Here is a 22,247-nt window from a genome sequence, read left to right on the forward strand (position 1 = left end):
TCAGGCGGTCTTTCTTTCGGTGTGGCGGCCGAGCGCGTAGTGGGAATGCACGATGAAGGGGGCGCCGGGCTCGCGCTCCACGAACAGGGCCAGCCTGTCCACGGCGAAGGGGAGCTCGAGCTCCGCGGCGAACATCTCGTCGATGGTAGCGCGCAGCCGGGGGGCTTCCTCGGCGCCGACGCGGCCGGTCAGCGTCATGTGGAAGCGGAAGCTGTCGAAGACGTAGGGGTAGCCCCACTGGCACAGGTTGCGGAATTCCGCCTGGCTCAGGGCGTCCGGGTTGCGGCGCTCGATTTCAGCGTCGGTCAGCGGCGCGCGAAAGGGCTCGAAGGCCGAGACGATGTCGCCGGCGAATCGGTTGAGCGCGGGCGAAGCCTCGCCCGGCACCAGCGCGAAGAAGCCGTCCAGCTGCCCCACCACCAGGCGCGGCAGCACCACCGGCTCCAGCGTGGCGGCATAGTCGGCCAGCGCCTCGTCCAGCGTGGCTTCGCTCTCGCCGTCGGCCAGCCGAAACGGCGCCTTCAGCGTGGCATGGAAGCCGTAGCGGCGCGGCGCCGCGGTGTGAAACGCCACCTCCGTCGCCGACAGACGGCCGTTGGCCGGGGCCTCATGGGCGGCGCCGGTAAAGGGGTCGCGGCCAAGCCAGTTCGCTGCGATGCGAGTTAGCGCATCGTCGGGGCCCGGTGTGAAATAGATTGCATAACGCATCGGTGTTATCCTCGCCTGCGGCGATGCCTTAGGCGATTTGCATGACGGATTGACGAAAGCACGGTTGATATTTGTCGGAGATACCAGACAACTCGCCGCAAGTCATCCGCCGGACAGCCCGGCCGCATTGACCGCTATTTGGTCAGGATGCTCAATCGCCTGCGGAAATGCCGCGTGGACAGGGGAATCTCGATGAAACGACTGCTTGCCGCTGCCGCCGCGCTTTTCGCACTGACGCTTCAGGCATTGGCCGGCAATCCCGATCCGGCGAAGTGGGACGAGGTTTTGGCGCAGGCCAAGGGCGAGACGGTCTATTTCAACGCCTGGGGCGGCGCCGAAAACATCAACTCCTATCTCGAATGGGCGGGCGCCGAGCTGCAGAAGCGCTATGGCGTCAAGCTCGTCCATGTGAAGCTCGACGACACCGCCAATGCGGTTGCCAAGGTGGTGGCCGAGAAGGCGGCCGGCCGCAACGAGAGCGGCACCGTCGACCTCATCTGGATCAACGGCGAGAATTTTGCCTCGATGAAGCGGCAGGGCCTTTTGATGTCGCCCGGCTGGGCAGAAAAGCTGCCCAACTGGAACTATGTCGACGTCGAGAACAAGTCCACCATCCGCACCGACTTCACGGTCCCCGTGGAGGGGCTGGAAAGCCCGTGGGGCATGGCCAAGCTGGTGTTCTTCTATGACACCGCCCGCACCGACCCTGCCGGCCTGCCGAAATCGGCCAGGGAACTGCTCGCCTGGGCGAGGGCGCATCCCGGCCGCTTCTCCTATCCGCAGCCGCCGGATTTCATGGGCCTGAGCTTCCTCAAGCAGGTGTTGTCCGAGCTGGTGGCCGATCGCTCGGTGCTGCAGAAGCCGGTCGACGAGGCGACGTTCGCTGAGGTCACGGCGCCGCTGTTCGCCTATCTCGATGAGCTCAAGCCGGCTCTGTGGCGCTCGGGGCGCGCATTCCCACAAAACTATCCGGCGATGAAGCAGCTTCTGGCCGATGGCGAGCTCGACATCGTCTTCGCCTTAAATCCCTCAGAAGCTTCCAGCGCCATCGCCAATGGCGAACTGCCCGGCACGGTGCGCTCCTTCACCTTCCCGGCCGGCACGCTGGCCAACACCCATTTCGTCGCCATTCCCTTCAACGCCTCGGCCAAGGCCGGCGCGCTGGTGGTGGCCGACTTTTTGCTCTCGCCCGAAGCGCAGGCCCGCAAGCAGGACCCGAAAGTGTGGGGCGACCCGACGGTGCTTTCGATGGCCAAGCTCGACGCCGCCGACCGCGCCCGTTTCGAGGCGCTCGATCTTGGCGTCGCCACGCTGAAGCCGGACCAGCTCGGCCCTGCCATCGACGAGCCGCACCCGAGCTGGATGGTGCGGCTGGAGGCGGAATGGAAGCGGCGTTACGGGGTGGGGGATTAGGAGCGGGCGAGGTGGTTTCTCCGGCGTCACAGCGCTTGCTGGAGGGACGGCGTCCCATGGCTGCCAATCTTTCTCTTTGTGGCGGGGAGATTGCATTTGAAATGACCCCCACCCCTAACCCCTCCCCACAAGGGGGAGGGGGATCTTGGCTGCTCAGCCGAACCATATCAACCGTCCCGGTTTTAGCGCTGATGGCGACGAATTCGTCCCCCTCCCCCTTGTGGGGAGGGGTTAGGGGTGGGGGTAACGCACCGGCCAGGTGCATATTTGCTTCCATATTCGACGGCCCTAACCGGCAGGGCAGAGGGGGGCAACGTAGAGCGCCTCCGTTTCCACGCGAAGCTTCATCGCCATGCTAGCCCGGCTCGGCCCGCCGCTGGCGATCCTGCTCCTGGCCGGCCCGATCCTTGCCGGGCTTGCCGGCACGCTGCTGCCGGCCTTCGGCTACCTGCCGGTGCTGGGCGGCGAAGCCTTCACGCTGGCGCATGTGACAAAACTCCTCTCCCAGCCCGGCCTTGCCACGTCGGTGCTGCTCAGCCTCGCGGCGGGGCTGGTCACCGCCGCCATATCTCTCGGCACTGTCGCGCTATTCATCGCCGCCTTTGCCGGCACAAGAATCTTTTCGCGCATCCAGCATCTCGTCTCGCCGCTCCTGTCGGTGCCCCACGCAGCGGCGGCCTTCGGGCTGGCCTTCCTCATCGCGCCGTCGGGCATGATCGCGCGACTGGTCTCACCCGACCTCACCGGCTGGCAACAACCGCCCGACCTGCTGATCGTCAACGATCTGCTCGGCCTGTCGATGATGGCGGGACTGGTGGTGAAGGAAATCCCCTTCTTGCTGCTAATCGCGCTGGCCGCCCTGCCGCAGGTCGATCTTTTGCGCACGCGCAGGCTTTCGGCATCGCTTGGCTATGGCCGCATCGCCGGTTTTGTCTATGGCGTCTGGCCGCCGATCTACCGGCAGATCAGGCTGGCGGTCTTTGCGGTCATTGCATTCTCCAGCTCGGTGGTCGATGTCGCAATCATCCTCGGCCCCACCACGCCCGCGCCCTTCGCCGTGCGGCTCTTGCGCTGGATGAACGATCCCGAGCTGTCGATGCGTTTTTTTGCCTCCGCCGGCGCGCTGCTGCAGCTTGCCGTGACGGGCGCTGCCATCCTTGTCTGGATCGGGCTCGAGCGGCTGGGCGCAGGGCTGCGCGACCATGCCTGCGCGCGGAGTTTGCGCTTTCGCCGCGATGCGTGGGCAGGCCGCGCCGCCCTTGCCGGCATGTTCCTCGCCGCGCTTGCCGTTTTCGCCGGCCTGGCCACGCTGGCGCTGTGGTCGGTCGCCGGGCTGTGGCAATTCCCCAATGTGCTGCCCGACAGTTTTGTCCTCAAAAGCTGGATCGCCGCTGCGCCGCGCATCGCGGGCCCGCTTGCCACCACGCTGCTGGTCGCCACGCTCTCGACGCTGATTGCCGTGGCGCTCACCCTGCTTTGCCTCATCAACGAAAACCGCACCGGCCGCATCGCTGGCCGCCGCGCGCTGTGGCTGATTTATCTGCCGCTGATCGTGCCGCAGGTCGCGTTCCTGTTCGGCCTGCAGTTTTTGTTCGTTGTCAGCGGCACGGTCGCCAGCTTGCCGGCGCTGGTGCTGGTGCATCTCCTCTTCGTAATGCCCTATGTGTTCCTCTCGCTCGCCGACCCGTGGCGCGCCTTCGATCCGCGCTTCGAGGCCGTCGCCGCCGGGCTTGGCAAGTCGCGCCTGCGCACGCTCTTTTCCGTCCGCCTGCCGATGCTGCTGCGCGCCATTCTGGTTGCGGCTGCCGTCGGCTTCGCGGTCTCCATCGGGCTCTATCTGCCCACCGTGCTCATCGGTGCCGGGAGGCTCGAAACCATCACCACCGAGGCTGTGGCGCTGGCTTCGGGCGGCAACCGCCGCATCATCGGCGTCTACGCCTTCGTGCAGATGGTCCTGCCGGCGATCGGCTTTGCGGTTGCAACGATCGTACCCGCGCTGATATTCCGGCACCGCCGCGCCATGCGGGTGTGAAGGCTTCTCCGCCATGCGGCGCAAGGACAAAAAACCGGTGGGGTGATGGCCAAGAACGGGCTCTTCCTGGACGACGTGACGATCGCACTGAACGGGCAAACGCTCGTTTCGGTGACGCATCGCGTTGCGCCCGGCGAGGTGCTGACCGTAATGGGGCCGTCCGGTTCCGGAAAATCGACCCTGCTCGCCTATATTGGCGGGTTTTTGTCCTCGGCCTTCGAGGCATCCGGCCGCGTCTTTTCCGGCGATGTCGAGCTCACCGCCCTGCCGGCCGAAGACCGCCACGCCGGCATCCTCTTCCAGGACCCGCTGCTGTTTCCGCATATGTCGGTTGGCGGCAACCTCATCTTCGCCATCCCGCAGGCGGTGAAGGGCAGGGCCACCCGCGAGGCGCTGGCCGAAGCCGCGCTCGAAGGCGTCGGCCTCGGCGGCATGGCCGCGCGCGATCCCGACACGCTGTCGGGCGGGCAGAAGGCGCGGGTGGCGCTGGCGCGGGCGCTTTTGTCGTCGCCGCGCATGCTGCTGCTCGACGAACCCTTTTCCAAGCTCGACGCGAACCTGCGCGGCCAGATCCGCGAGCTGGTCTTTTCCAAGGCCAAGGCCGGCGGCCTGCCGGTTCTGCTGGTGACGCATGATGAGGCCGACGCCGAAGCTGCCGGCGGCGCCGTCATTCGCATTGGAGGCGAGTAATGCCGAAGAATTTGCCCGAGCTTCCCGTCTCTGCCGTCCTGCCGGCGCTTGCCGATGCGCTGGCCGCAGGGTCGAGCGCGGTTCTGGTCGCACCGCCGGGCGCTGGCAAGACCACGCTGGTGCCGCTGGCGCTGCTCGAAGCGCCGTGGCTGGGCGACGATAAAATCCTGCTGCTCGAGCCGCGCCGCCTCGCCGCCCGCGCCGCCGCGCGCCGCATGGCGCAGCTTCTCGGCGAGGAGCCCGGCGGCACGGTCGGCTATGCCATGCGCATGGAGAGCAAGCAGTCGGCCCGGACGAAAATCCTCGTCGTCACCGAAGGCATCTTGGCCCGCATGATCCTCGACGACCCCGAGCTGACGGGCATCTCGGCGGTGATCTTCGACGAGTTCCACGAGCGCTCGCTGGACGGCGATTTCGGCCTTGCGCTGGCGCTCGACGTGCAGGGCGCGCTGAGGCCCGAACTGCGCCTGCTGGTGATGTCGGCGACGCTCGACGGCGCGCGCGTCGCCAGCTTGCTCGGCGATGTGCCGGTCATCGAAAGCGAAGGCCGCAGCTTTCCCATAGACATCCGCTATCAGGAACGCCCGGCCGGCACGCCCATCGAGGATGCCATGGCCAAGGCCGTGCGCGAGGCGCTGGCCGACGAGCCCGGCAGCGTGCTTGCCTTCCTGCCCGGCCAGCGCGAGATCGAGCGCACGCGCGAGCGCCTCGAGGGCCGCGTCGGTGCCGACACCGACATCGTGCCGCTCTACGGCATGCTGGATGCGAAGACGCAGGACGCCGCGATCAAGCCCGCGCCGGCCGGCCGCCGCAAGGTGGTGCTTGCCACCGCGATCGCCGAAACCTCCATCACCATAGACGGCGTGCGGGTGGTGATCGATTCCGGCCTGTCGCGATTGCCGCGCTACGAGCCGGCCAGCGGCCTCACCCGGCTGGAAACGGTGCGCGTCTCGCGCGCCTCGGCCGACCAGCGCGCCGGCCGCGCCGGCCGCACCGAGCCGGGCGTCGCCATCCGCCTTTGGCGCGCCGAGCAGACGGCAGCGCTTCCCGCCTTCACGCCGCCGGAAATTCTCGAAGCTGATCTTTCCGGCCTGATGCTCGATTGCGCCGCCTTCGGCGTCGCCGATCCGGCCAGCCTCGCCTTTCTGGACCCGCCCCCGGGCCCCGCGCTCTCGGAAGCGCGCACCCTGCTTACCGAACTCGACGCCATCGACGCCGACGGGCGGCTGACCGAGGCAGGTGCTGCCATGCGCAAGCTGGCGCTGCCGGTGCGGCTTGCGCATATGGTGGCCGAGGCGGCGCGGGAAGGGCAGGGGCTTGAAGCTGCCCAGCTTGCCGTGCTGCTCACCGAGCGCGGCCTTGGCGGCGACAGCGTCGACCTGGAACGGCGGCTGTCGCGCTTCATGGGCGAAAGATCGCCACGCGCGGTGGCGGCAAAGCAATTGGCAGAACGGCTGGCGCGAGTTTTACCCTCCCCCGTGAGGGGAGAAGAACGGGATATGGCACGGCTTACCCCCACTCCGCCTCGCTCCGCTCGGCACCTCTCCCCCTCAAAAGGGGAGAGGAAGGGCGCCAAGCTTGCGGACGGCGTTTCCTCTCCCCCGTCGAGCGGGGGAGAGGTGGCGAGCGAAGCGAGGCGGAGTGGGGGTCGACTTCTAGACGCGACAGCCCTGCCCATGAGGCATGAGGAAAGCGTTGGCGCGCTTCTTCTCCGCGCCTGGCCCGACCGCGTCGCCAAGGCGCGCGGCGAGCGTGGGCGGTTTGTCCTCGCCAATGGCAGCGGTGCGATGCTCGATGCCGCCGATCCGCTGGCCGGCGAGGCCTACCTCGTCGTGGCCGACATGCAGGGCAAGGCGCAGAATGCGCGCATCGCCGCTGCCGCTCCGGTCTCCGAGGCCGAGATACGCACAGTGCTCGGCCACCACGTGGAGAAAAGGCTGGAAAGCGCCTTCGATCCCGAAAAACGCGCCGTGCGCGTGCGCGAGACGGTGCGGCTCGGCGCCATCACCCTGTCCGAGCGCATGCTGCCGGCGCCGACCGGCCCGGACGCTGACCGCGCCATCATCGAGGCGCTGAAGGCACACGGCCTGTCGCTGCTTAACTGGGGCAAGGAAGCGCAGATCCTGCGCCATCGCCTGCAATGGCTGCACACCGGCCTCGGCGCGCCCTGGCCCGACGTTTCAGATGAGGCGCTGGTCGCCTCTCTGGACGACTGGCTCTTGCCCTTCCTCACCGGCGAGGCCAGCTTTGCCCGCATCGGCGCGGGCGTGCTGCACGATGCGCTGATGTCGCTGGTGCCGCACGATCTGCAGCGCAAGCTCGGCGCGCTGGCGCCGACTCATTTCGACGCACCCTCGGGCAGCCGCGTGCCGATCGACTATGAGGGCGAGCGGCCGGTGCTGGCCATCCGCGTGCAGGAACTTTTTGGCCTCGACAAGCATCCGTCCATCGCCGGCGGCACCGTACCGCTGACGCTGGAGCTGCTTTCCCCCGCCCACCGGCCGATCCAGACCACGCGCGACCTGCCGGGCTTCTGGCGCGGCTCCTGGGCCGATGTGCGCTCCGACATGCGCGGGCGCTATCCCAAGCACGTCTGGCCCGACGATCCTCTGTCGGCGCAAGCCACGGCGCGGGCAAAACCCCGCGTCAAATAGCGCTTGGCGACGGACACCGGTCCGGCGCATAAACCCTTCATGGTCAAGAAGCAGAACATGCCCGAGTTCCAGCAGAGTGCCCGCCTGCGTCTCAACACGCTGATCCGGTTGCGCTGGCTGGCCATCATCGGCCAGAGCGTCACCGTCATGGTCGTTGCCTACGGGTTCCAGTTTCCCCTGCCGGTCAGCCTGTGCTTCACGCTGATCGCCTGTTCGGCCTGGCTCAACCTGCTCCTAACCTTCCGCTTCCCGGCCGCGCACCGGCTGCAGCCGCTGCCGGCGCTCGGCATCCTCACCTTCGACGCGCTGCAGCTTGCCGGCCTGCTCTACATGACCGGTGGCCTGACCAACCCGTTCTCGCTTCTGATGGCGGTGCCGGTGGTCATCTCGGCCACCTCGCTGCCGCTCAGCCTCACGGCGTTGCTGGGCGTTTGCGTCATGGCGCTCACCACGCTGCTCGCCTTCTTTCACCTGCCGCTGCCCTGGATCGCCGGCACGGAACTCGTCATGCCTTTCCTCTATGTCGCCGGCATGTGGACGGCGGTTCTGTCCAGCATCGCCTTCACCGCCATCTATGCCTGGCGCGTGGCGGAAGAGGCGCGGCTTCTGGCCAATGCGCTGTCGGCCACCGAGCTGGTGCTGCAGCGTGAGCAGCATCTGTCGGCGCTGGACGGGCTGGCCGCCGCCGCCGCCCACGAACTCGGCACGCCCCTGGCCACCATCACCCTGGTGGCCAAGGAAATGGAGCGGGCGCTGGGCAAGGACCCGAAGTTTCATGAGGACGTGACGCTGCTGCGCTCTCAGAGCGAACGCTGCCGCCAGATCCTCAAGCGCCTCACCAGCCTGTCCTCGGAAAGCGAGGTGCATCTGGCCCGCATGCCGCTCACCTCGCTGGTGGAGGAGGTGATCGCGCCTCACCGCGACTTCGGCATTTCCATCAAGCTCGAGCCCGGCGAGCAGCTCGGCCCGGAGCCGGTCGGCCACCGCAATCCCGGCGTGATCTACGGCTTGGGCAACCTGGTGGAAAACGCCGTCGACTTCGCCGCCAGCACCGTCACCATCCGCTGGAGCTGGAACGACCGCCGCGTCGTGTTCGAGATCATCGACGACGGGCCCGGCTTCCCGCCCGAGATCATCGACCGCATCGGCGAGCCCTACATGACCACGCGGCAGGGCGGCGGCGAGCAGGGCGGCGGGCTAGGGCTTGGCCTGTTCATCGCCAAGACGCTGCTGGAGCGCTCCGGCGCGACGCTCACCTTTTCCAACGCCAATGAACGCGGCAAGGGCGCCGTCGTGAAGATCGAATGGGCGCACGACGTCTTCCTCAATCCGGGGTCGGCGGCGTCTTCCATGTTCGATACCGCCTGAGCCCGCCCGGCGGGTGGAAAAACCGGCCTCCGGCACCTATATTGGTCGGAAAACAGGCAAGAAAAACAGATAGAACGGACCAGACGATTATGAATGGCGACGAAGTGGTTGATGGCAGCATTACCGGCGGCGATACCTCACTGCTGATCGTGGATGACGACAAGCCGTTCCTGACCCGCCTGGCACGCGCCATGGAGCTACGCGGTTTCCAGGTCGAGACCGCCGAAAGCGTCGAGGAAGCCGTGGCCAAGGCGCGCGCGCACGCGCCGGCCTATGCCGTGGTCGACATGCGGCTGGGCGACGGCAACGGCCTCGACGTGGTCGCCGCCATCCGCGAGAAGCGGGCCGACGCGCGCACCATCATCCTCACCGGCTACGGCAACATCGCCACTGCGGTGACGGCAGTGAAGCTCGGTGCCGTCGACTATCTGTCCAAGCCCGCCGACGCCGACGACGTGTTCGCGGCGCTGACGCGCACCACCGGCGAGCGCGCCGCTCCGCCGGAAAACCCGATGTCGGCCGACCGCGTCCGCTGGGAGCACATCCAGCGCGTCTACGAGATGTGCGAGCGCAACGTCTCCGAAACCGCGCGCCGGCTCAACATGCACCGCCGCACCTTGCAGCGCATCCTGGCCAAGCGCGCGCCGCGGTAAGTTTCCCGCTTCGCGCGTGTCGGCATCGACCGTTTTCGACCCCCGCTCCGGTTGCTTCGCAAACCACCATTCCGGGGCGAGCCACGGGTTTCGCCCGTCCTTTCGACGGGGGAGAGAAACGCCGTCCGCGAGCCTGGCGCCCTTCCTCTCCCCTTTTTAGGGGGAGAGGTGCCGAGCGAAGCGAGGCGGAGTGGGGGTAATCCGCGCCATAGGCAATTGCCTTGTCCTCGTGAGAGCCGCCCTACTCGCTCTCCCCATCCAGCGCCGGCACCGAAACGCCGGCCAGTTCCGCCGCCAGCAGGCGCGCGGCACCCGCGCGCGCAATTCGCAGCATCAGCGCCTTGCGCCTGGCCGCGGCCATGCGATGCTCAGGCGCCTCGCGCAAAATCTCGGCGCCATAGCCGTCGGAGAGAATAAAACCGCACTCTTCCGGAAAAATCTCCGCCGGCACCTCGGGATGGGTGGCGAAGAAGAATCGATCCGAATGCAGCCGGTAGTCGGGCCATTTGCGGTCGACTCGAAAATCCTCGACCGACGATTTGATCTCGATGATCCAGATGTCGCCCTGGCGCGTCAGCGCCACCAGGTCGGCGCGCCGGCCTGTCGCCAGCGAAAGTTCCGGCAGCACATGCGCGCCCATCTGCATCAGCAAGCGCTGCACGCCGCGCCGCACCACCATCGCACGCGCGGACTGGCGCCCGTCGACGAGCGGATTGGACGAAAGGGGGGAAATGATCGGCATGGCCGCACCATGCCACGTTATGTTCTCGTTTTGAACCTGTTTTAGTGGCCAGGGTCTGCCTAGCCTATTTGGCTGTCTGCGCTGCAGGTTCGACGTGAACGCCGTCCTGCAGTAGGGAGGCAGGCATTACACGAAAGCCAAAAAGCGTTTCATTGACCCGCTCGCGCCGCATGCCGGAGTTTATGAGACGCTCGGCTACCTTTTCGTCAGACGAAAAGAGCCACACCGCGTCGTCTAGGATTGCCGCAGAAAACACCTCGTTTTTCTCGACCATCCCCATTCTGGCGAGAAGAACCGGCAGGTCTATCTCTCGCGCTTCCATCTGGACTTTGATCCGGTCGAGCTTGGCCTCGACCGCGTCAAACCGCGCCCCAAGATTGGTCTCCATCCTCGCGATTGAGTTTTCGATCTGTGACAGCTTCTCGCCGTGCGTGCCAAGGGTGGACGCTTGGGTGAGCAGGAACGCGACGACCACCGCAAGCAATGCGACCGATGCGCTGGAGGCGGCACCTATGAAAATCTCCTTACCGCTTAGTCTAGCAGCCATGGCAATTCCCCAACTTGGTCCAAATGCCGCTCGGGCCAATTTGTTCAATTTTCAGTACGCATTATCATTTGGCGCGGCGACTTTGGCAATCTTCGCAAATCGAGGGGCTTCGGAGCGGCCGACGTTCCTTGCGCAGGGTAACCGCTACGCCGCGGCAGCCAGCCATCACCCATGTCGACCTGTTGCCGAAAAGCCATAGCACCGCGGCCGCGCGTGGGCTCGGCCTTCTTTGGCCCGGCCAAGCACTTGGCAAGCAACTGCATGCTCCCATACAAACAACGCTGAGGTGCGGCCCGAATCGGGCCGGTCTTTGTCGGGACCGGAGCTGCGGATCTTCTTATGCGCATGAAACCACTTGCCGTCGCTGCCAGCCTTGCACTTGCGCTGGCCGCCGCCGGATGCGCCAGCGATGGTACGTTCAAGGTGTTCTCGTCGGATTACGGCGCGCGGGTGGATGCCGGTTACCAGTTGCCGTCGGTGCCGATCTACAAGGTCGACAAGAAATACCATCGCCAGATCGTGCGTTACGACACCGCCGAGCGGCCCGGCACCATCATCGTCGATACGGCCAACAAGTTCCTCTATTTTGTCATGCCGGAAGGCAAGGCCGTGCGCTACGGCATCGGCGTCGGACGCCAGGGCTTCGAGTGGCGCGGCACCGCGCGGGTTGCGCTGAAGCGCGAATGGCCGAGATGGACGCCGCCCTCAGAAATGATCGGCCGCCAGCCGGAGCTCGCCAAGTGGCGCGGCGGCATGCCGCCCGGCCTGACCAATCCGCTCGGCGCGCGCGCGCTTTACCTGTTCAACAATGGCGGCGATTCCGGCTACCGCCTGCATGGCACGCCCGAATGGTCTTCCATCGGCAAGGCCATGTCTTCGGGCTGCATCCGCCTGATGAACCAGGACATCATCGATCTCTACGAGCGCGCCGAAACCGGCGCCAAGGTGATCGTGATCTGAGGACCCGAATGGGCCGGCCCCGTCAGCGGGGCGCAAAGGTTTTATGCGAGCCGTCTCGGCAACAGGACGTCGCAACAAAAAACCGGGCTCCTGGAGCCCGGTTTTTTGTTTTTCATCGAGGCTATCGAGGCAGCGATCAGGAAACCTGCTCCACGTGCTCCACCTCGGGCACGAAGTGGCGCAGCAGATTCTGGATGCCGTGCTTCAGCGTCGCGGTGGAGGAGGGGCAGCCTGCGCAGGCGCCCTTCATGTGCAGGAACACGGTGCCGTTCTCATAGCCGCGGAAGGTGATGTCGCCGCCGTCCTGCGCCACGGCCGGGCGCACGCGCGTATCCAGCAGCTCCTTGATGGTGGCCACGATCTCGGTGTCGGCCTCGTCGAAGAACTCGCCGGTGACATCGGCATGCGCGGCGGCCGCATGGCCGCCCACGGCCATCACCGGCGCGCCCGACATGAAATGCTCCATGATGGCGCCCAGGATCGCCGGCTTCAGGTGCTGCCAGTCGGGGCCGTCCTTGGAAACGGTGATGAAGTCGTAGCCGAAGAACACGCCGGTCACGCCGGGAATCTCGAACAGCCGGCCGGCCAGCGGCGAAGCCTGGCCTGCCGCCTCGGCATCGCGGAAATCGGCAGTGCCCTGCGTCAGCACTTCCTTGCCGGGCAGGAATTTCAGCGTGGCGGGGTTGGGGGTCGCCTCGGTCTGGATGAACATGGCCGTTTCTCCGCGCATTTCAGTAGTTTGGAACTATTCTAAATAAGCCTTGTGGCCGCGACATTCAAGCCGCGCCTGCATCCGGCGGGACGCTTTCGCTCGATTGGTCGCTCAGGCCAGGCTTTCCAGTTCCTCGTCGGAGAGGTTCTGCGGCACAACCGTGACCGGAATGGGGAAGGCCGCGCCCTTGCCGGCGATGGAAGCCACCAGCGGCCCCGGCCCCTCCTTGGAGGCGCCGGCGGCTAGCACCAGAATGGCGATGTCCTGGTCTTCCTCGATCAGCTGGTGGATCTGTTCCGAAGTCTTGCCCTCGCGCACCACCAGCTCCGGCTCGATGCCCAGCTTCTCGCGCACCTTTGCCGCATAGCCGTCCAGCGCCGTGTTGGCATTGGCGACGGCCTCCTCGCGCATGATCTTTTCCACTCCCAGCCAGTGCTGGAAGTCGCTCGGCTCGATGGCGTAGAGCAGCACCACCACGCCGCCGGTGTTCTTGGCGCGGTAGGAGGCATAGCTCACGGCGCGTTCGCATTCCGGCGTATCGTCAATGATCGCCAGGAACTTGCGTCGGTGTCCGGCTTCGCGACTGAGACGCTTAGAGACCATGTGCCAACCTTGTTGCGGGACCGCCCGTTCCGGCGCAATTTGCCACTCGCGCCGGACCTCCGCAAGCGGTCTGCTTGGAAACGCTCAATTGTTGAGCAGACCGATGATCTCATGCACGTTCTTCATCGTGCCTTCGGCGATCACGCGCGCACGGTCGCCGCCATCGCGCAGCACGCTGTCGATATAGCCGGGATCGGCCATCAGGCGACGCATCTCGTCGGCGACCGGTGCGAGCTTCTCGACCGCGAGGTCCGCCAGTGCCGGCTTGAACACCGAGAACTGCTGGCCGGCGAACTCCTTGAGCACGCCCTCTTTCGTCATGTCCGCGAGGCCGGCATAGATGCCGACCAGGTTCTCGGCCTCGGGTCGGCTGGCAAGTCCGTCTACCTCGCTCGGCAGCGCCTCCGGATCGGTCTTGGCCTTCTTGATCTTCTTCGAGATCGTGTCGGCATCGTCGGTCAGGTTGATGCGCGAAAGGTCGGACGGGTCCGACTTCGACATCTTCTTGGAGCCGTCGCGCAGCGACATGATGCGCGCGGCCGGGCCGCCGATGATCGGCTCGGTAATCGGGAAGAAGCCGTTCACCTTCTCCTCGCCCATCATCATCTCGACGCCGAGGCCGAGCTCGGCGATGCGGGCGGAGAAGTCGTTGTTGAATTTCTGGGCGATGTCGCGGGTCAGCTCGAGGTGCTGCTTCTGGTCTTCGCCGACCGGCACATGGGTGGCGCGGTAGAGCAGGATGTCGGCCGCCATCAGGCTCGGATAGGCGAGCAGGCCGAGCGAGGCGTTCTCGCGGTCCTTGCCGGCCTTGTCCTTGAACTGCGTCATGCGGTTCATCCAGCCGATGCGCGCCACGCAGTTGAATATCCAGGCGAGCTCGGCGTGCTGCAACACGCGGGCCTGGTTGAACACGATGTGCTTCTTCGGGTCGATGCCGGATGCCAGGAAAGCCGCGGTGATCGAGCGCGTCTGGCCAGCAAGGTCGTCATGGACAAGCTGGGCGGTCAGCGAATGCAGGTCGACGACGCAATAGATGCATTCGTTGCTTTCCTGCAGGGCGACGAACTTGCGGATCGCGCCGAGATAGTTGCCGAGATGAAGATTGCCAGTGGGCTGGACGCCAGAAAAGACGAGCGGCTTGAATTCGTTCATGATGTCCTCGTGGCTTGTGGAGGGCCGTTTGAGCATGATCCCGAAAAGTTGCAGACTTTTCGGTCTGAATCATGCGGCTAGGAGAATGCGCGCGGCGAAAATCGATGCGCGCTTATGAACGATGGCGCGGGCGAGAGCAAGATGGGCCCGCCACAAAGGGCAACAAGAAACCCTCGATTAAGGCGAGATCGGTGACTATATGTGTAGCTCATGCTATGTAGAGGCAGAGGTGTAGCATGACGATCAACATCACCAACAAGGAGGCCGACAAGCTCACGCGCACTTTCGCGCAGATGGAGGGCGTCGGGCTCACCGAAGCGATTGTCATTGCCATGAACGAGGCGCTGGCGCGCCGGCGCAATAGCGAAAGTCCTGTCGAAACGGCAGCGCGGCTTCGAAGCGAATTTGGAATTCAATTGACCGAGCAGGCACGCCAGCCATTGCCCCGTTCGGTCTATGACGAATTGTCCGGTGATGACTAATGTTCATCGACGCCGCTGCCATAGTCGCAATTCTGAGCGATGAGCCGGAAGCAGCTCGTTGTGCGGCAGCGATAGTCGAAGCCGAAAATCCATTCACTTCAGCCATTGCAGTATGGGAAGCGGCGATGGCGCTTGCGCGCCCCGAGAAGCTTGCGGCGCCGGTCGATCTGACATCTCGCATTGTCACGCGGTTTCTCGACGAGCGCGGAATCGCTCTTCGTGAACTCCCACCTGGAGAAGAGTCTGTATCGCTCTCCATCGAGGCGGCCTCGCGCTTTCGCAGCAATGCGATCCGCCTGAACATGGCGGACTGTTTCCATTATGCATGTGCCCGATACTACGGCGCGCCAATGCTCTCCACCGCAGACGAATTCCGGCTGACCGATCTGGAGACGGTTCCGTAGGCTCGGGACTGATCGTCCGCATGGGCGCGCGGTGATAGGGGGCCGAGGAAATCCGTCCGCACGCCGCCTGACTTGGGCGCCTCTATTCCACCGCCTGCGAGCTTGCCGCGCCGCGCCTGATGTTGCGGCGGATCATGCCGAGATCGGCGCCGCCGATGCCGAAGGCGACACCGAAATAGACGATTGTCGCGCCGGTGACGAGGACCGCCAGCGTCAGTGCCTGGGTGTGGAGCGGGGCGGAGGAGGCGAGGTAGGGCTCCAGCCGTCCCGCCGCCACATGCAGCGCGCCGGCCATCACGGCCGCCGCCAGAACCAGCCGTGGAATGCGGGTCAGAAGTGGGATGTCGGTGCCCCAATGCCCGCGCCGGATCAGCACATAGAGCAGCATGGCCGCGTTGACCCAGCCGGCCACGGCCGAGGCGGTGGCGATGCCGGGCGCGCCCATGCTCGGAAACAGGGCGAGCGCCAGCGAGATGTTCACCGCCACCGAGACGGCGGCGAAAACCATGGGCGTGCGCGTGTCCTCGCGCGCGAAATAACCGGGCGTGAACGCCTTGATCAGCACGAAGGCGGGCAGGCCGAGGCCGAAGATCGCAAGGATCGCCGACACGGTTGGCGTGCTGTTGCTAGCGGCGAATGCGCCGCGCTCGTAGAGCACGCGGATGATCGGCTCCGATATCACCAGCAGCGCCGCAGCCGCTGGCAAGGTCAGAAACAGCGTGAACTCGACCGAGCGGTTCTGCAGGTTGGCCGCCTCGCGGTGATTGCCCGCCTTCAGCGCCCGCGCCAGTTCCGGCAGCAGCACTATGGCGACCGCGATGCCCACCACGCCGAGCGGCAGCTGGTAGACGCGGTCGGCATAGGCGAGCGAGGAAACCGCGCTCGCCTGGCCGGAGGCGATCGCCGTACCGATGAGCTGGTTGATCTGGGTGATGCCGCCGGTCACGGCGGCCGGAAAGGCCAGCACCAGCAGCCGCTTCACGTTCGGGGTCAGGTGCGGCCGGCGAAAGCCGATCGAGATGCCGGCATTGCGCACCGCGCCCCACACGATTGCGAGCTGCACCAGGCCGGCGGCCAGCACACCCCAGGCCAGCGCATAGCCCACCGTCAGCCCGTCATGGCCCTTGTACCAGGCATAGCCCAGCACGCCGATGAGGATGACGTTGAGAAACACCGGCGCGATCGCGGCGGCGAAATAGCGGCGCAGCGAATTCAGCATGCCGCTCATCATCGCCGCCAGCGACATGCACATCAGATAGGGGAACATGATGGTGGCGAGCGCGACGGTGAGGTCGAATTTCTGTGGGTTCTGGGTGAAACCGGGCGCCACGATGGTCGACACCAGCAGCGGCATCGCCAGTTCCATCAGGATGGTGAGCGCGATCAGCACGGTGAAGAGCACGCCGAACACCTCCTCCGAGAAGCGCTTGGCGCCCTCATTGCCGTTGGCCTCGATCTCCTTGGCAAACAGCGGCACGAAGGCGGCGTTGAAGGCGCCCTCGGCAAACAGCCGCCGGAAGGTGTTGGGAAACTGGAAGGCTGCGTTGAAGGCGTCGGCGATAGGCCCGGTGCCAAGGGCGGCTGCCATCAGCATCTCGCGGGTGAAGCCGAATATGCGGCTCATCAGCGTGCCGGATGCGACGGTGGCGAATTTCTTGACCAGGCTCATGCGTGCGGCGATCCGTCTTGATGAAGCATTGTTTCCCGTTTGCGCTGCCGCTGCGTTGTCGGTTTTTCGGACATGGCGCCCACTACACCGCAGCCTTGGCCTTAACGGCGCGCTGCGCGGCCTCGCCCTGCAGCGTCGTCAGCAGCCTGTCGCGAATGGCCTGCTGCCGGGTGGGGTTGTCGATCTTCTGGCCGGTCAGGTCGGTCACGTAGAAGGTGTCGATCACCTTCTCGCCGAAGGTGGTGATGTGGGCCGAGGCGATGTCGAGCGACAGGTCCGACAGCGCTCCGGTGATTTCCGACAACAGGCCGGGCCGGTCGAGACAGTGCACGTCGATGACCGTGAAGCGGTTGGACAGCGTGTTGCGGATGTCCACGCGCGGCTCGCGGCGGAAGGCCTTGGCGCCGCGCTTCGGGCGGCCGCGTCTCTCGATCATCTCCGGCAGCCAGGCCCTTCCCGCCAGCACGTCCTCGATCAGCCGGCCGACACGCTCGGCGCGCCGCCGCTCGTCCTCGTCCATGTCGAATTCGCGGTTGATCAAAATCGTGTCCAACGCCCGCCCGTCGGAAGTGGTGAAGATCTGCGCGTCGACGATGTTGGCGCCGGCCGCCGCACAGGCGCCGGCGATCACGGAGAGCAGGCGCGGGTGGTCGGGCGCCAGCACGGTGATCTCGGTCACCGCCTCGAACTCGTGCGTCCTGACCATGGTGGCGAGCTTGCGGCCCTGCGCATCCGCCATGCGAATGAACTCGGCATGCCGCACCTGGTCGTTGGGGTCGACGGCCAGCAGGTAGTTTTCGTAATGCAGGTCCATCAGCCGCTTGCGCGCGTCCTCCGGCCATTGGGAGAGTGCGGCGTCCAGCGCCGCGCGGGCCTCGGCCGCCCGCTGCGCGCGCGACACTTCCGAGAAGCCGCCGGTCAGCAAAAGCTCGGTCTCGTAGTAGAGCGTGCGCAGAAGCTGGCCCTTCCAGCCGTTCCACACGCCCGGTCCCACGCCGCGTATGTCGCAGACGGTGAGGATGAGCAGGAGCTTCATGCGCTCCACCGACTGCACCACGTCGGCGAAATCCTCGATGGTCTTGCGGTCGTTGAGGTCGCGCGTCTGCGCCGTCATCGACATGACCAGGTGCTTCTCCACCAGCCAGGCCACCGTCTCGGTGTCGGCTGGGGACAGGCCCATATGCGGGCAGATGCGCCGGGCAATTTTTGCGCCGGCTTCGGAATGATCCTCGGGCCGACCCTTGGCGATGTCGTGCAGAAGCACCGCCACGTAGAGCGCCTCGCGCTTCTTCTTCAGCCCTTCCATCAGCGAGTGCGACAACGGGTGGATCTTCTCGCCGCCGCCGCGCTCGAGTTCCGACAGCACGCCGATGCAGCGCAGCAGGTGCTCGTCCACCGTGTAGTGGTGGTACATGTTGAACTGCATCATCGCGACGATGCGGCCGAAGTCCGGGATCAGCTTGCCGAGCAGCCCGGCTTCGTTCATGCGCCGCATGTTGAGCTCGGGGTTGCGGTCCGAGGTCAGCACGTCGAGGAACAGCCGGTTGGCTTCCTTGTTGCGGCGCAGGTTCTTGTCGACAAGCGACAGCGAGCGGGTCAGCAGCTTCAGCGCGTCGGGGTGGTATTCCAGCCCGTGCTTGTCGGCGAACCAGAACAGCCTCAAGAGGTTCACCGGATCGCGCACGAAGACCTGGTCATCGGCCACGTTGATGCGGTGGTTGTCGACGATGAAGTCGCTGGTGCCGGCAAGCTTGCGCTGGCGTCGCGTGAAGGTCGGGAAGAGGTGGTTGAGGCCCGGCACGTGCTTGGCCTGCTCCTCTTCCAGCCCGGCGCAGAAGATGCGCGTCAGGTCGCCCACCGTCTTGGCGATCAGGAAGTAGTGCTTCATGAAGCGCTCGACCGCAGACAGGCCGGGGTGGCTGGTGTAGCCCAGCCGCTCGGCGATGTCGCGCTGGATGTCGAAATGCAGCCTTTCCTCGCTCTTGCCGGTCAGGAAGTGCATGTGGCAGCGGACCGCCCAGAGAAAATCCTCGGCCTTCAGGAACTGGTTGTATTCGGCGCGGGTAAGCACGCCCTTGCCCACCAGCTCCTCGCCGCTGCGCACGCGGTAGAAATACTTGCCGATCCAGAACAGCGTCTGCAGGTCGCGCAGGCCGCCCTTGCCGTCCTTGACGTTGGGCTCGACCAGGTAGCGGCTTTCGCCGCCCTTGGTGTGGCGCTCGTCGCGCTCGGCCAGCTTGGCGTGGACGAATTCGGGCCCGGTGCCCTTCACCACCGATTTGTCGAAGCGGGTGAGCAGTTCGCCATAGAGCTTCTCCTCGCCCCACAGGAAGCGCGCGTCGAGGATCGCGGTGCGGATGGTGATGTCCTCGCGCGACAGGCGCAGGCATTCGTCGATGTTGCGGGTGGCGTGGCCGACCTTCAGCCCCATGTCCCACAGCATGTAGAGCATGTATTCCACCACCTGCTCGCCCCAGGGCGTCTGCTTGTAGGGCAGCAGGAACAGCAGGTCGATGTCGGAGCCGGGCGCCAGCGTGCCGCGGCCATAGCCGCCCACCGCCACCACCGCCATGCGCTCGGCGGAAGAAGGGTTTCGGGCGTGGTAGACATGGGTGGCGGCGAAGTCGTAGAGCGCGCGGATCAGCTCGTCCATCAGGTGCGAGAGCCGCGCCGCGCAGGCCGCGCCGCTGCCATCCTCGCGCAGCATGCGCTCGGCAATCGCCCGCCCGGCCGCGTTGCGCTCCTTCAGAAGCTTCAGCACGCCCAAGCGCACCTGCGCGCCCGCCCCGTCGCCGCCGGTCTCGGCCGTCAGCGCCGTCAGGTCGCAGCGCAGCTCTGCGCCGTCGATCAGGTCCTCGAGCTTCAGGGGTATCTTCGCCATGCCTGAGTAAAAGCCTCGCTTTGAGGGCGGCGTCTAGCGCTTTTTTCGCCGGCCGGGTATGGGGCGCGTCTGCGGCGCCTTTAGGGCGGCAACATTGTCGCAATTGCGTCGGCGCAGGTCAAAAAATCGGCCCCTAGTCTCGACATTGCCGCACGGCTTGTGTAACCGCGACACCTCCCCCGCGCCGGGCCTCATCTCGCACAAGGAAAGCATCCCATGAAACCGATCAGCGGTGGCATCGACTTTGGCACGTCAAACTCCACGGTCGGCTACATGCACAATGGCAGGCCGCGCCTGGTGCCGCTCGAGGGCGACCATCTCGCCATGCCCAGCGCCGTCTTCTACAATTTCGAGGACAACGGCACCTATTTCGGCCGCCGCGCCATTGCCGACTACACCGAGAATGCCGAGGGCCGGCTGCTGCGCGCGCTGAAGAGCGTGCTCGGCTCCTCGCTGATCCACGAGAAGACCCGCATCAAGGCGCGCTACCTCGCCTTTTCCGACATCATCGGCACCTTCATCGCCAATCTGAAGAACCGGCTGGATGCCGAAGTCGGCGAGGAGATCGAAAGGGTGGTGCTGGGCCGGCCGGTCTATTTCGTCGACGAGGACGAGGCCGCCGACCGCGATGCGCAAGGCCAGCTCGAAGCCGCCGCTCGCGCGCAGGGTTTCAAGCACATCGCCTTCCAGTTCGAGCCGATAGCCGCAGCGCTCGACTACGAGCAGAGCGTGACGCGCGAGGAACTGGCGCTGATCATCGATATCGGCGGCGGCACCTCCGACTTTTCCATCGTGCGCGTCTCGCCCGAGCGGGCCCGCGCCGCCGACCGCAAGGACGACATCCTTGCCAGCACCGGCGTCCATATCGGCGGCACCGATTTCGACCGGCTGCTGTCGGTCGCCCGGCTGATGCCCGAGCTCGGCTACAAGACGCCGACCAAGGACGGCAAGCGCAACCTGCCCGTCGGCTATTTCAACGACCTCGCCACCTGGCAGCGCATCAACATGCTCTATACGCCCAAGGCCATGACCGATCTGCGCCAGATCCGCTACGAGGCGGCGAAGCCCGAACTGGTCGACCGCATGATCGACATCGTGTCGAACCGCCAGGGCCACGCGCTGGCCGGCACGGTGGAGCGGGCCAAGATCGACCTCACCGACCGCGACGACGCCATGATGACCGTGAAGCTGACCGAGGAGACGCTGTCGTTGCCGGTCACGCGCGCCGGGCTCGACGAGGCAATCGAGGCGGCGGTCGAGCGCGTGGCGAATACGGTCGCGAAGACGCTTGCCGATGCCGGCGTCGAGGCCCAGCGCATCACCACGCTCTTCCTCACCGGCGGCTCGACGGCCATCCCGCTGCTCAAAAGCCGCGTGCTGTCACTTTTTCCGGGTGCAACGGTCGTGCAGGGCGATATGTTCGGCTCGGTCGGGCTCGGGCTTTCGCTCGACGCCGCTCGCAAATTCGGCAGCGCCTGAGGGGGATTTTAGCCGGTATGGAACTTCCCGCAGCCCTTCGCCAGGCGGTCGACAAGGCGCTCGAAGGCGTGCCGCTGGCCGCGCTCAAGCAGGCGGCGGAGGTGCTGTCGCGCCGCTACCGTGCCGAGACGCGCGACGGGCGGCTGCACCTGTCCGACGATCTGGCCGCAAAGGCCTATCTGGCGACGCGCCTGCCGGCGACCTATGCGGCTGTCCGCGCCAGCCTCGATGCGGTGACCGAGGCGCGCGAAAATTTCGCGCCACGCAGCCTGCTCGACGTTGGCTCCGGCCCCGGCACGGCGTTCTGGGCGGCTCGCGACTGCTGGGACAGTCTTCAGGATGCCACGCTGGTCGAAGCCAGCCCGGCCATCCGCGCCGTGGGCGCGGGCCTCGCCCGCCACGCCGAGCCCATCACCGCGCGCTACCTTGCCGCCGATGTTTTGGGAAAATTCCCTGACCTAAAACCCGCCGATCTCGTCACGCTCGCCTATGTGCTGGACGAGCTGCCGCCTGAAAAGATCGAGCCGCTGGTCGACCGGCTGTGGGCGCTGACGGGCGACACGCTGGTCATCGTCGAGCCCGGCACGCCGGCCGGCTGGCAGCGCATCTTGCGCGCGCGGTCGCGGCTCGTCGGGGCGGGCGCGCATCTCGTCGCGCCGTGTCCGCACGCCCAGGAATGCCCGCTCGTCGCGCCCGACTGGTGCCATTTTTCGCGCCGGGTCGCCCGCTCGCGCCTGCATCGGCTGGCCAAGGGCGGCGAGGTGCCGTGGGAGGACGAAAAGTTCATCTACATCGCCGCCTCGCGGCATGCGGGCGAGGCGTTTGAGGCACGCGTGCTGGCGCCACCGCAGGCCTCAAGCGGTATGGTGCGGCTGAAACTGTGCGATGCCGAAGGCAGCGCCGGCGAGCGCCTGCTCACTCGCCGCGAAGGCGCCGCCTTCAAGGCCGCGCGCAAGCTCGATTGGGGCGATGGGATGTGAACGGAGTGAGGATCGAATATTTTCACGACCTTCGTTCCTTCGCGCCCCCCTCTGGCCTGCCGGCCATCTCCCCCACAAGGGGGGAGATCGGCAGTTTCGTCTGCATCGCCCGTTCTGA

19 protein-coding genes are annotated in these 22,247 nt (G+C 66.0%); 11 read left to right on the forward strand and 8 right to left on the reverse strand.

What is annotated here, in order from left to right; translation table 11 throughout:
• Entirely contained in the window at positions 1-708 is a 708-nt protein-coding gene (locus ABLE86_RS10210; protein WP_348778838.1) for a DUF1045 domain-containing protein, read from the reverse strand.
• Between the two features lie 192 nt (positions 709-900).
• Here ABLE86_RS10210 and ABLE86_RS10215 point away from each other — a divergent pair, with 192 nt between their 5' ends.
• The 6 genes from ABLE86_RS10215 to ABLE86_RS10240 all read left to right on the forward strand — a co-directional run bounded on the left by ABLE86_RS10215 (position 901) and on the right by ABLE86_RS10240 (position 9,518).
• On the forward strand, positions 901-2,121 hold the full coding sequence (locus ABLE86_RS10215; protein ID WP_348778839.1) for an ABC transporter substrate-binding protein: 1,221 nt from the start codon (positions 901-903) through the stop codon (positions 2,119-2,121).
• 352 nt (positions 2,122-2,473) lie between these two features.
• Positions 2,474-4,153: an ABC transporter permease gene (locus ABLE86_RS10220; protein ID WP_348778840.1), complete on the forward strand. Its 1,680-nt coding sequence runs from the start codon at positions 2,474-2,476 to the stop codon at positions 4,151-4,153.
• A 45-nt stretch (positions 4,154-4,198) separates the two neighbouring features.
• Positions 4,199-4,843 carry an ATP-binding cassette domain-containing protein gene (locus tag ABLE86_RS10225; RefSeq protein WP_348778841.1) on the forward strand — a complete coding sequence of 215 codons (645 nt, stop codon included), beginning with the start codon at positions 4,199-4,201 and terminating at the stop codon, positions 4,841-4,843.
• The gene (hrpB, locus tag ABLE86_RS10230; protein ID WP_348778842.1) at positions 4,843-7,497 is read left to right on the forward strand and encodes an ATP-dependent helicase HrpB; all 2,655 of its coding nucleotides are present in this window, start codon (positions 4,843-4,845) and stop codon (positions 7,495-7,497) included. Before ABLE86_RS10225 ends, hrpB begins: the two co-directional genes overlap by 1 nt.
• Positions 7,498-7,536: 39 nt before the next feature.
• Complete coding sequence (locus ABLE86_RS10235) at positions 7,537-8,865, forward strand: ActS/PrrB/RegB family redox-sensitive histidine kinase (RefSeq protein ID WP_348778843.1); 1,329 nt, start codon at positions 7,537-7,539, stop codon at positions 8,863-8,865.
• Positions 8,866-8,954: 89 nt separating this feature from the next.
• Positions 8,955-9,518: an ActR/PrrA/RegA family redox response regulator transcription factor gene (locus tag ABLE86_RS10240; RefSeq protein ID WP_348778844.1), complete on the forward strand. Its 564-nt coding sequence runs from the start codon at positions 8,955-8,957 to the stop codon at positions 9,516-9,518.
• 241 nt (positions 9,519-9,759) lie between these two features.
• Here the strand turns inward: ABLE86_RS10240 and ABLE86_RS10245 are convergent, their stop codons facing one another.
• Together ABLE86_RS10245 and ABLE86_RS10250 are read right to left on the reverse strand one after the other, a co-directional pair.
• Entirely contained in the window at positions 9,760-10,260 is a 501-nt protein-coding gene (locus ABLE86_RS10245) for an MmcB family DNA repair protein (RefSeq protein WP_348778845.1), read from the reverse strand.
• A gap of 64 nt (positions 10,261-10,324) precedes the next feature.
• On the reverse strand, positions 10,325-10,807 hold the full coding sequence (locus tag ABLE86_RS10250) for a hypothetical protein (protein WP_348778846.1): 483 nt from the start codon (positions 10,805-10,807) through the stop codon (positions 10,325-10,327).
• 339 nt (positions 10,808-11,146) lie between these two features.
• Here ABLE86_RS10250 and ABLE86_RS10255 point away from each other — a divergent pair, with 339 nt between their 5' ends.
• Positions 11,147-11,767 (forward strand): L,D-transpeptidase, encoded by a 621-nt coding sequence (locus ABLE86_RS10255; RefSeq protein WP_348778847.1) that lies wholly within the window; start codon positions 11,147-11,149, stop codon positions 11,765-11,767.
• A 136-nt stretch (positions 11,768-11,903) separates the two neighbouring features.
• Here ABLE86_RS10255 and ABLE86_RS10260 read toward each other — a convergent pair whose 3' ends face one another.
• The 3 genes from ABLE86_RS10260 to trpS all read right to left on the reverse strand — a co-directional run bounded on the left by ABLE86_RS10260 (position 11,904) and on the right by trpS (position 14,234).
• Positions 11,904-12,479 (reverse strand): NifU family protein, encoded by a 576-nt coding sequence (locus ABLE86_RS10260; protein ID WP_348778848.1) that lies wholly within the window; start codon positions 12,477-12,479, stop codon positions 11,904-11,906.
• A 111-nt stretch (positions 12,480-12,590) separates the two neighbouring features.
• Positions 12,591-13,082, reverse strand: coding sequence for a universal stress protein (locus tag ABLE86_RS10265; RefSeq protein ID WP_348778849.1), 492 nt, complete (start codon positions 13,080-13,082; stop codon positions 12,591-12,593).
• Between the two features lie 84 nt (positions 13,083-13,166).
• Positions 13,167-14,234 (reverse strand): tryptophan--tRNA ligase, encoded by a 1,068-nt coding sequence (gene trpS / locus ABLE86_RS10270; RefSeq protein WP_348778850.1) that lies wholly within the window; start codon positions 14,232-14,234, stop codon positions 13,167-13,169.
• A 236-nt stretch (positions 14,235-14,470) separates the two neighbouring features.
• Between trpS and ABLE86_RS10275 the strand changes: the two genes are divergently transcribed.
• Both ABLE86_RS10275 and ABLE86_RS10280 read left to right on the forward strand, forming a co-directional pair.
• The gene (locus tag ABLE86_RS10275) at positions 14,471-14,716 is read left to right on the forward strand and encodes a type II toxin-antitoxin system VapB family antitoxin (RefSeq protein ID WP_348778851.1); all 246 of its coding nucleotides are present in this window, start codon (positions 14,471-14,473) and stop codon (positions 14,714-14,716) included.
• Complete coding sequence (locus ABLE86_RS10280) at positions 14,716-15,120, forward strand: type II toxin-antitoxin system VapC family toxin (RefSeq protein ID WP_348778852.1); 405 nt, start codon at positions 14,716-14,718, stop codon at positions 15,118-15,120. Before ABLE86_RS10275 ends, ABLE86_RS10280 begins: the two co-directional genes overlap by 1 nt.
• An 82-nt stretch (positions 15,121-15,202) precedes the next feature.
• Here ABLE86_RS10280 and murJ read toward each other — a convergent pair whose 3' ends face one another.
• Entirely contained in the window at positions 15,203-16,789 is a 1,587-nt protein-coding gene (gene murJ, locus ABLE86_RS10285; RefSeq protein WP_348778853.1) for a murein biosynthesis integral membrane protein MurJ, read from the reverse strand.
• 82 nt (positions 16,790-16,871) lie between these two features.
• Positions 16,872-19,670, reverse strand: a complete 2,799-nt coding sequence (locus ABLE86_RS10290; protein ID WP_348778854.1) for a [protein-PII] uridylyltransferase — start codon at positions 19,668-19,670, stop codon at positions 16,872-16,874.
• 216 nt (positions 19,671-19,886) lie between these two features.
• Here ABLE86_RS10290 and ABLE86_RS10295 point away from each other — a divergent pair, with 216 nt between their 5' ends.
• Both ABLE86_RS10295 and ABLE86_RS10300 read left to right on the forward strand, forming a co-directional pair.
• On the forward strand, positions 19,887-21,149 hold the full coding sequence (locus tag ABLE86_RS10295) for an Hsp70 family protein (RefSeq protein ID WP_348778855.1): 1,263 nt from the start codon (positions 19,887-19,889) through the stop codon (positions 21,147-21,149).
• Positions 21,150-21,166: 17 nt separating this feature from the next.
• Positions 21,167-22,129 (forward strand): small ribosomal subunit Rsm22 family protein, encoded by a 963-nt coding sequence (locus tag ABLE86_RS10300; protein WP_348778856.1) that lies wholly within the window; start codon positions 21,167-21,169, stop codon positions 22,127-22,129.
• Positions 22,130-22,247 lie beyond the last annotated feature (118 nt).

Source organism: Mesorhizobium sp. KR2-14, from assembly GCF_040049255.1.
Classification (GTDB): Bacteria; Pseudomonadota; Alphaproteobacteria; order Rhizobiales; family Rhizobiaceae; genus Pseudaminobacter.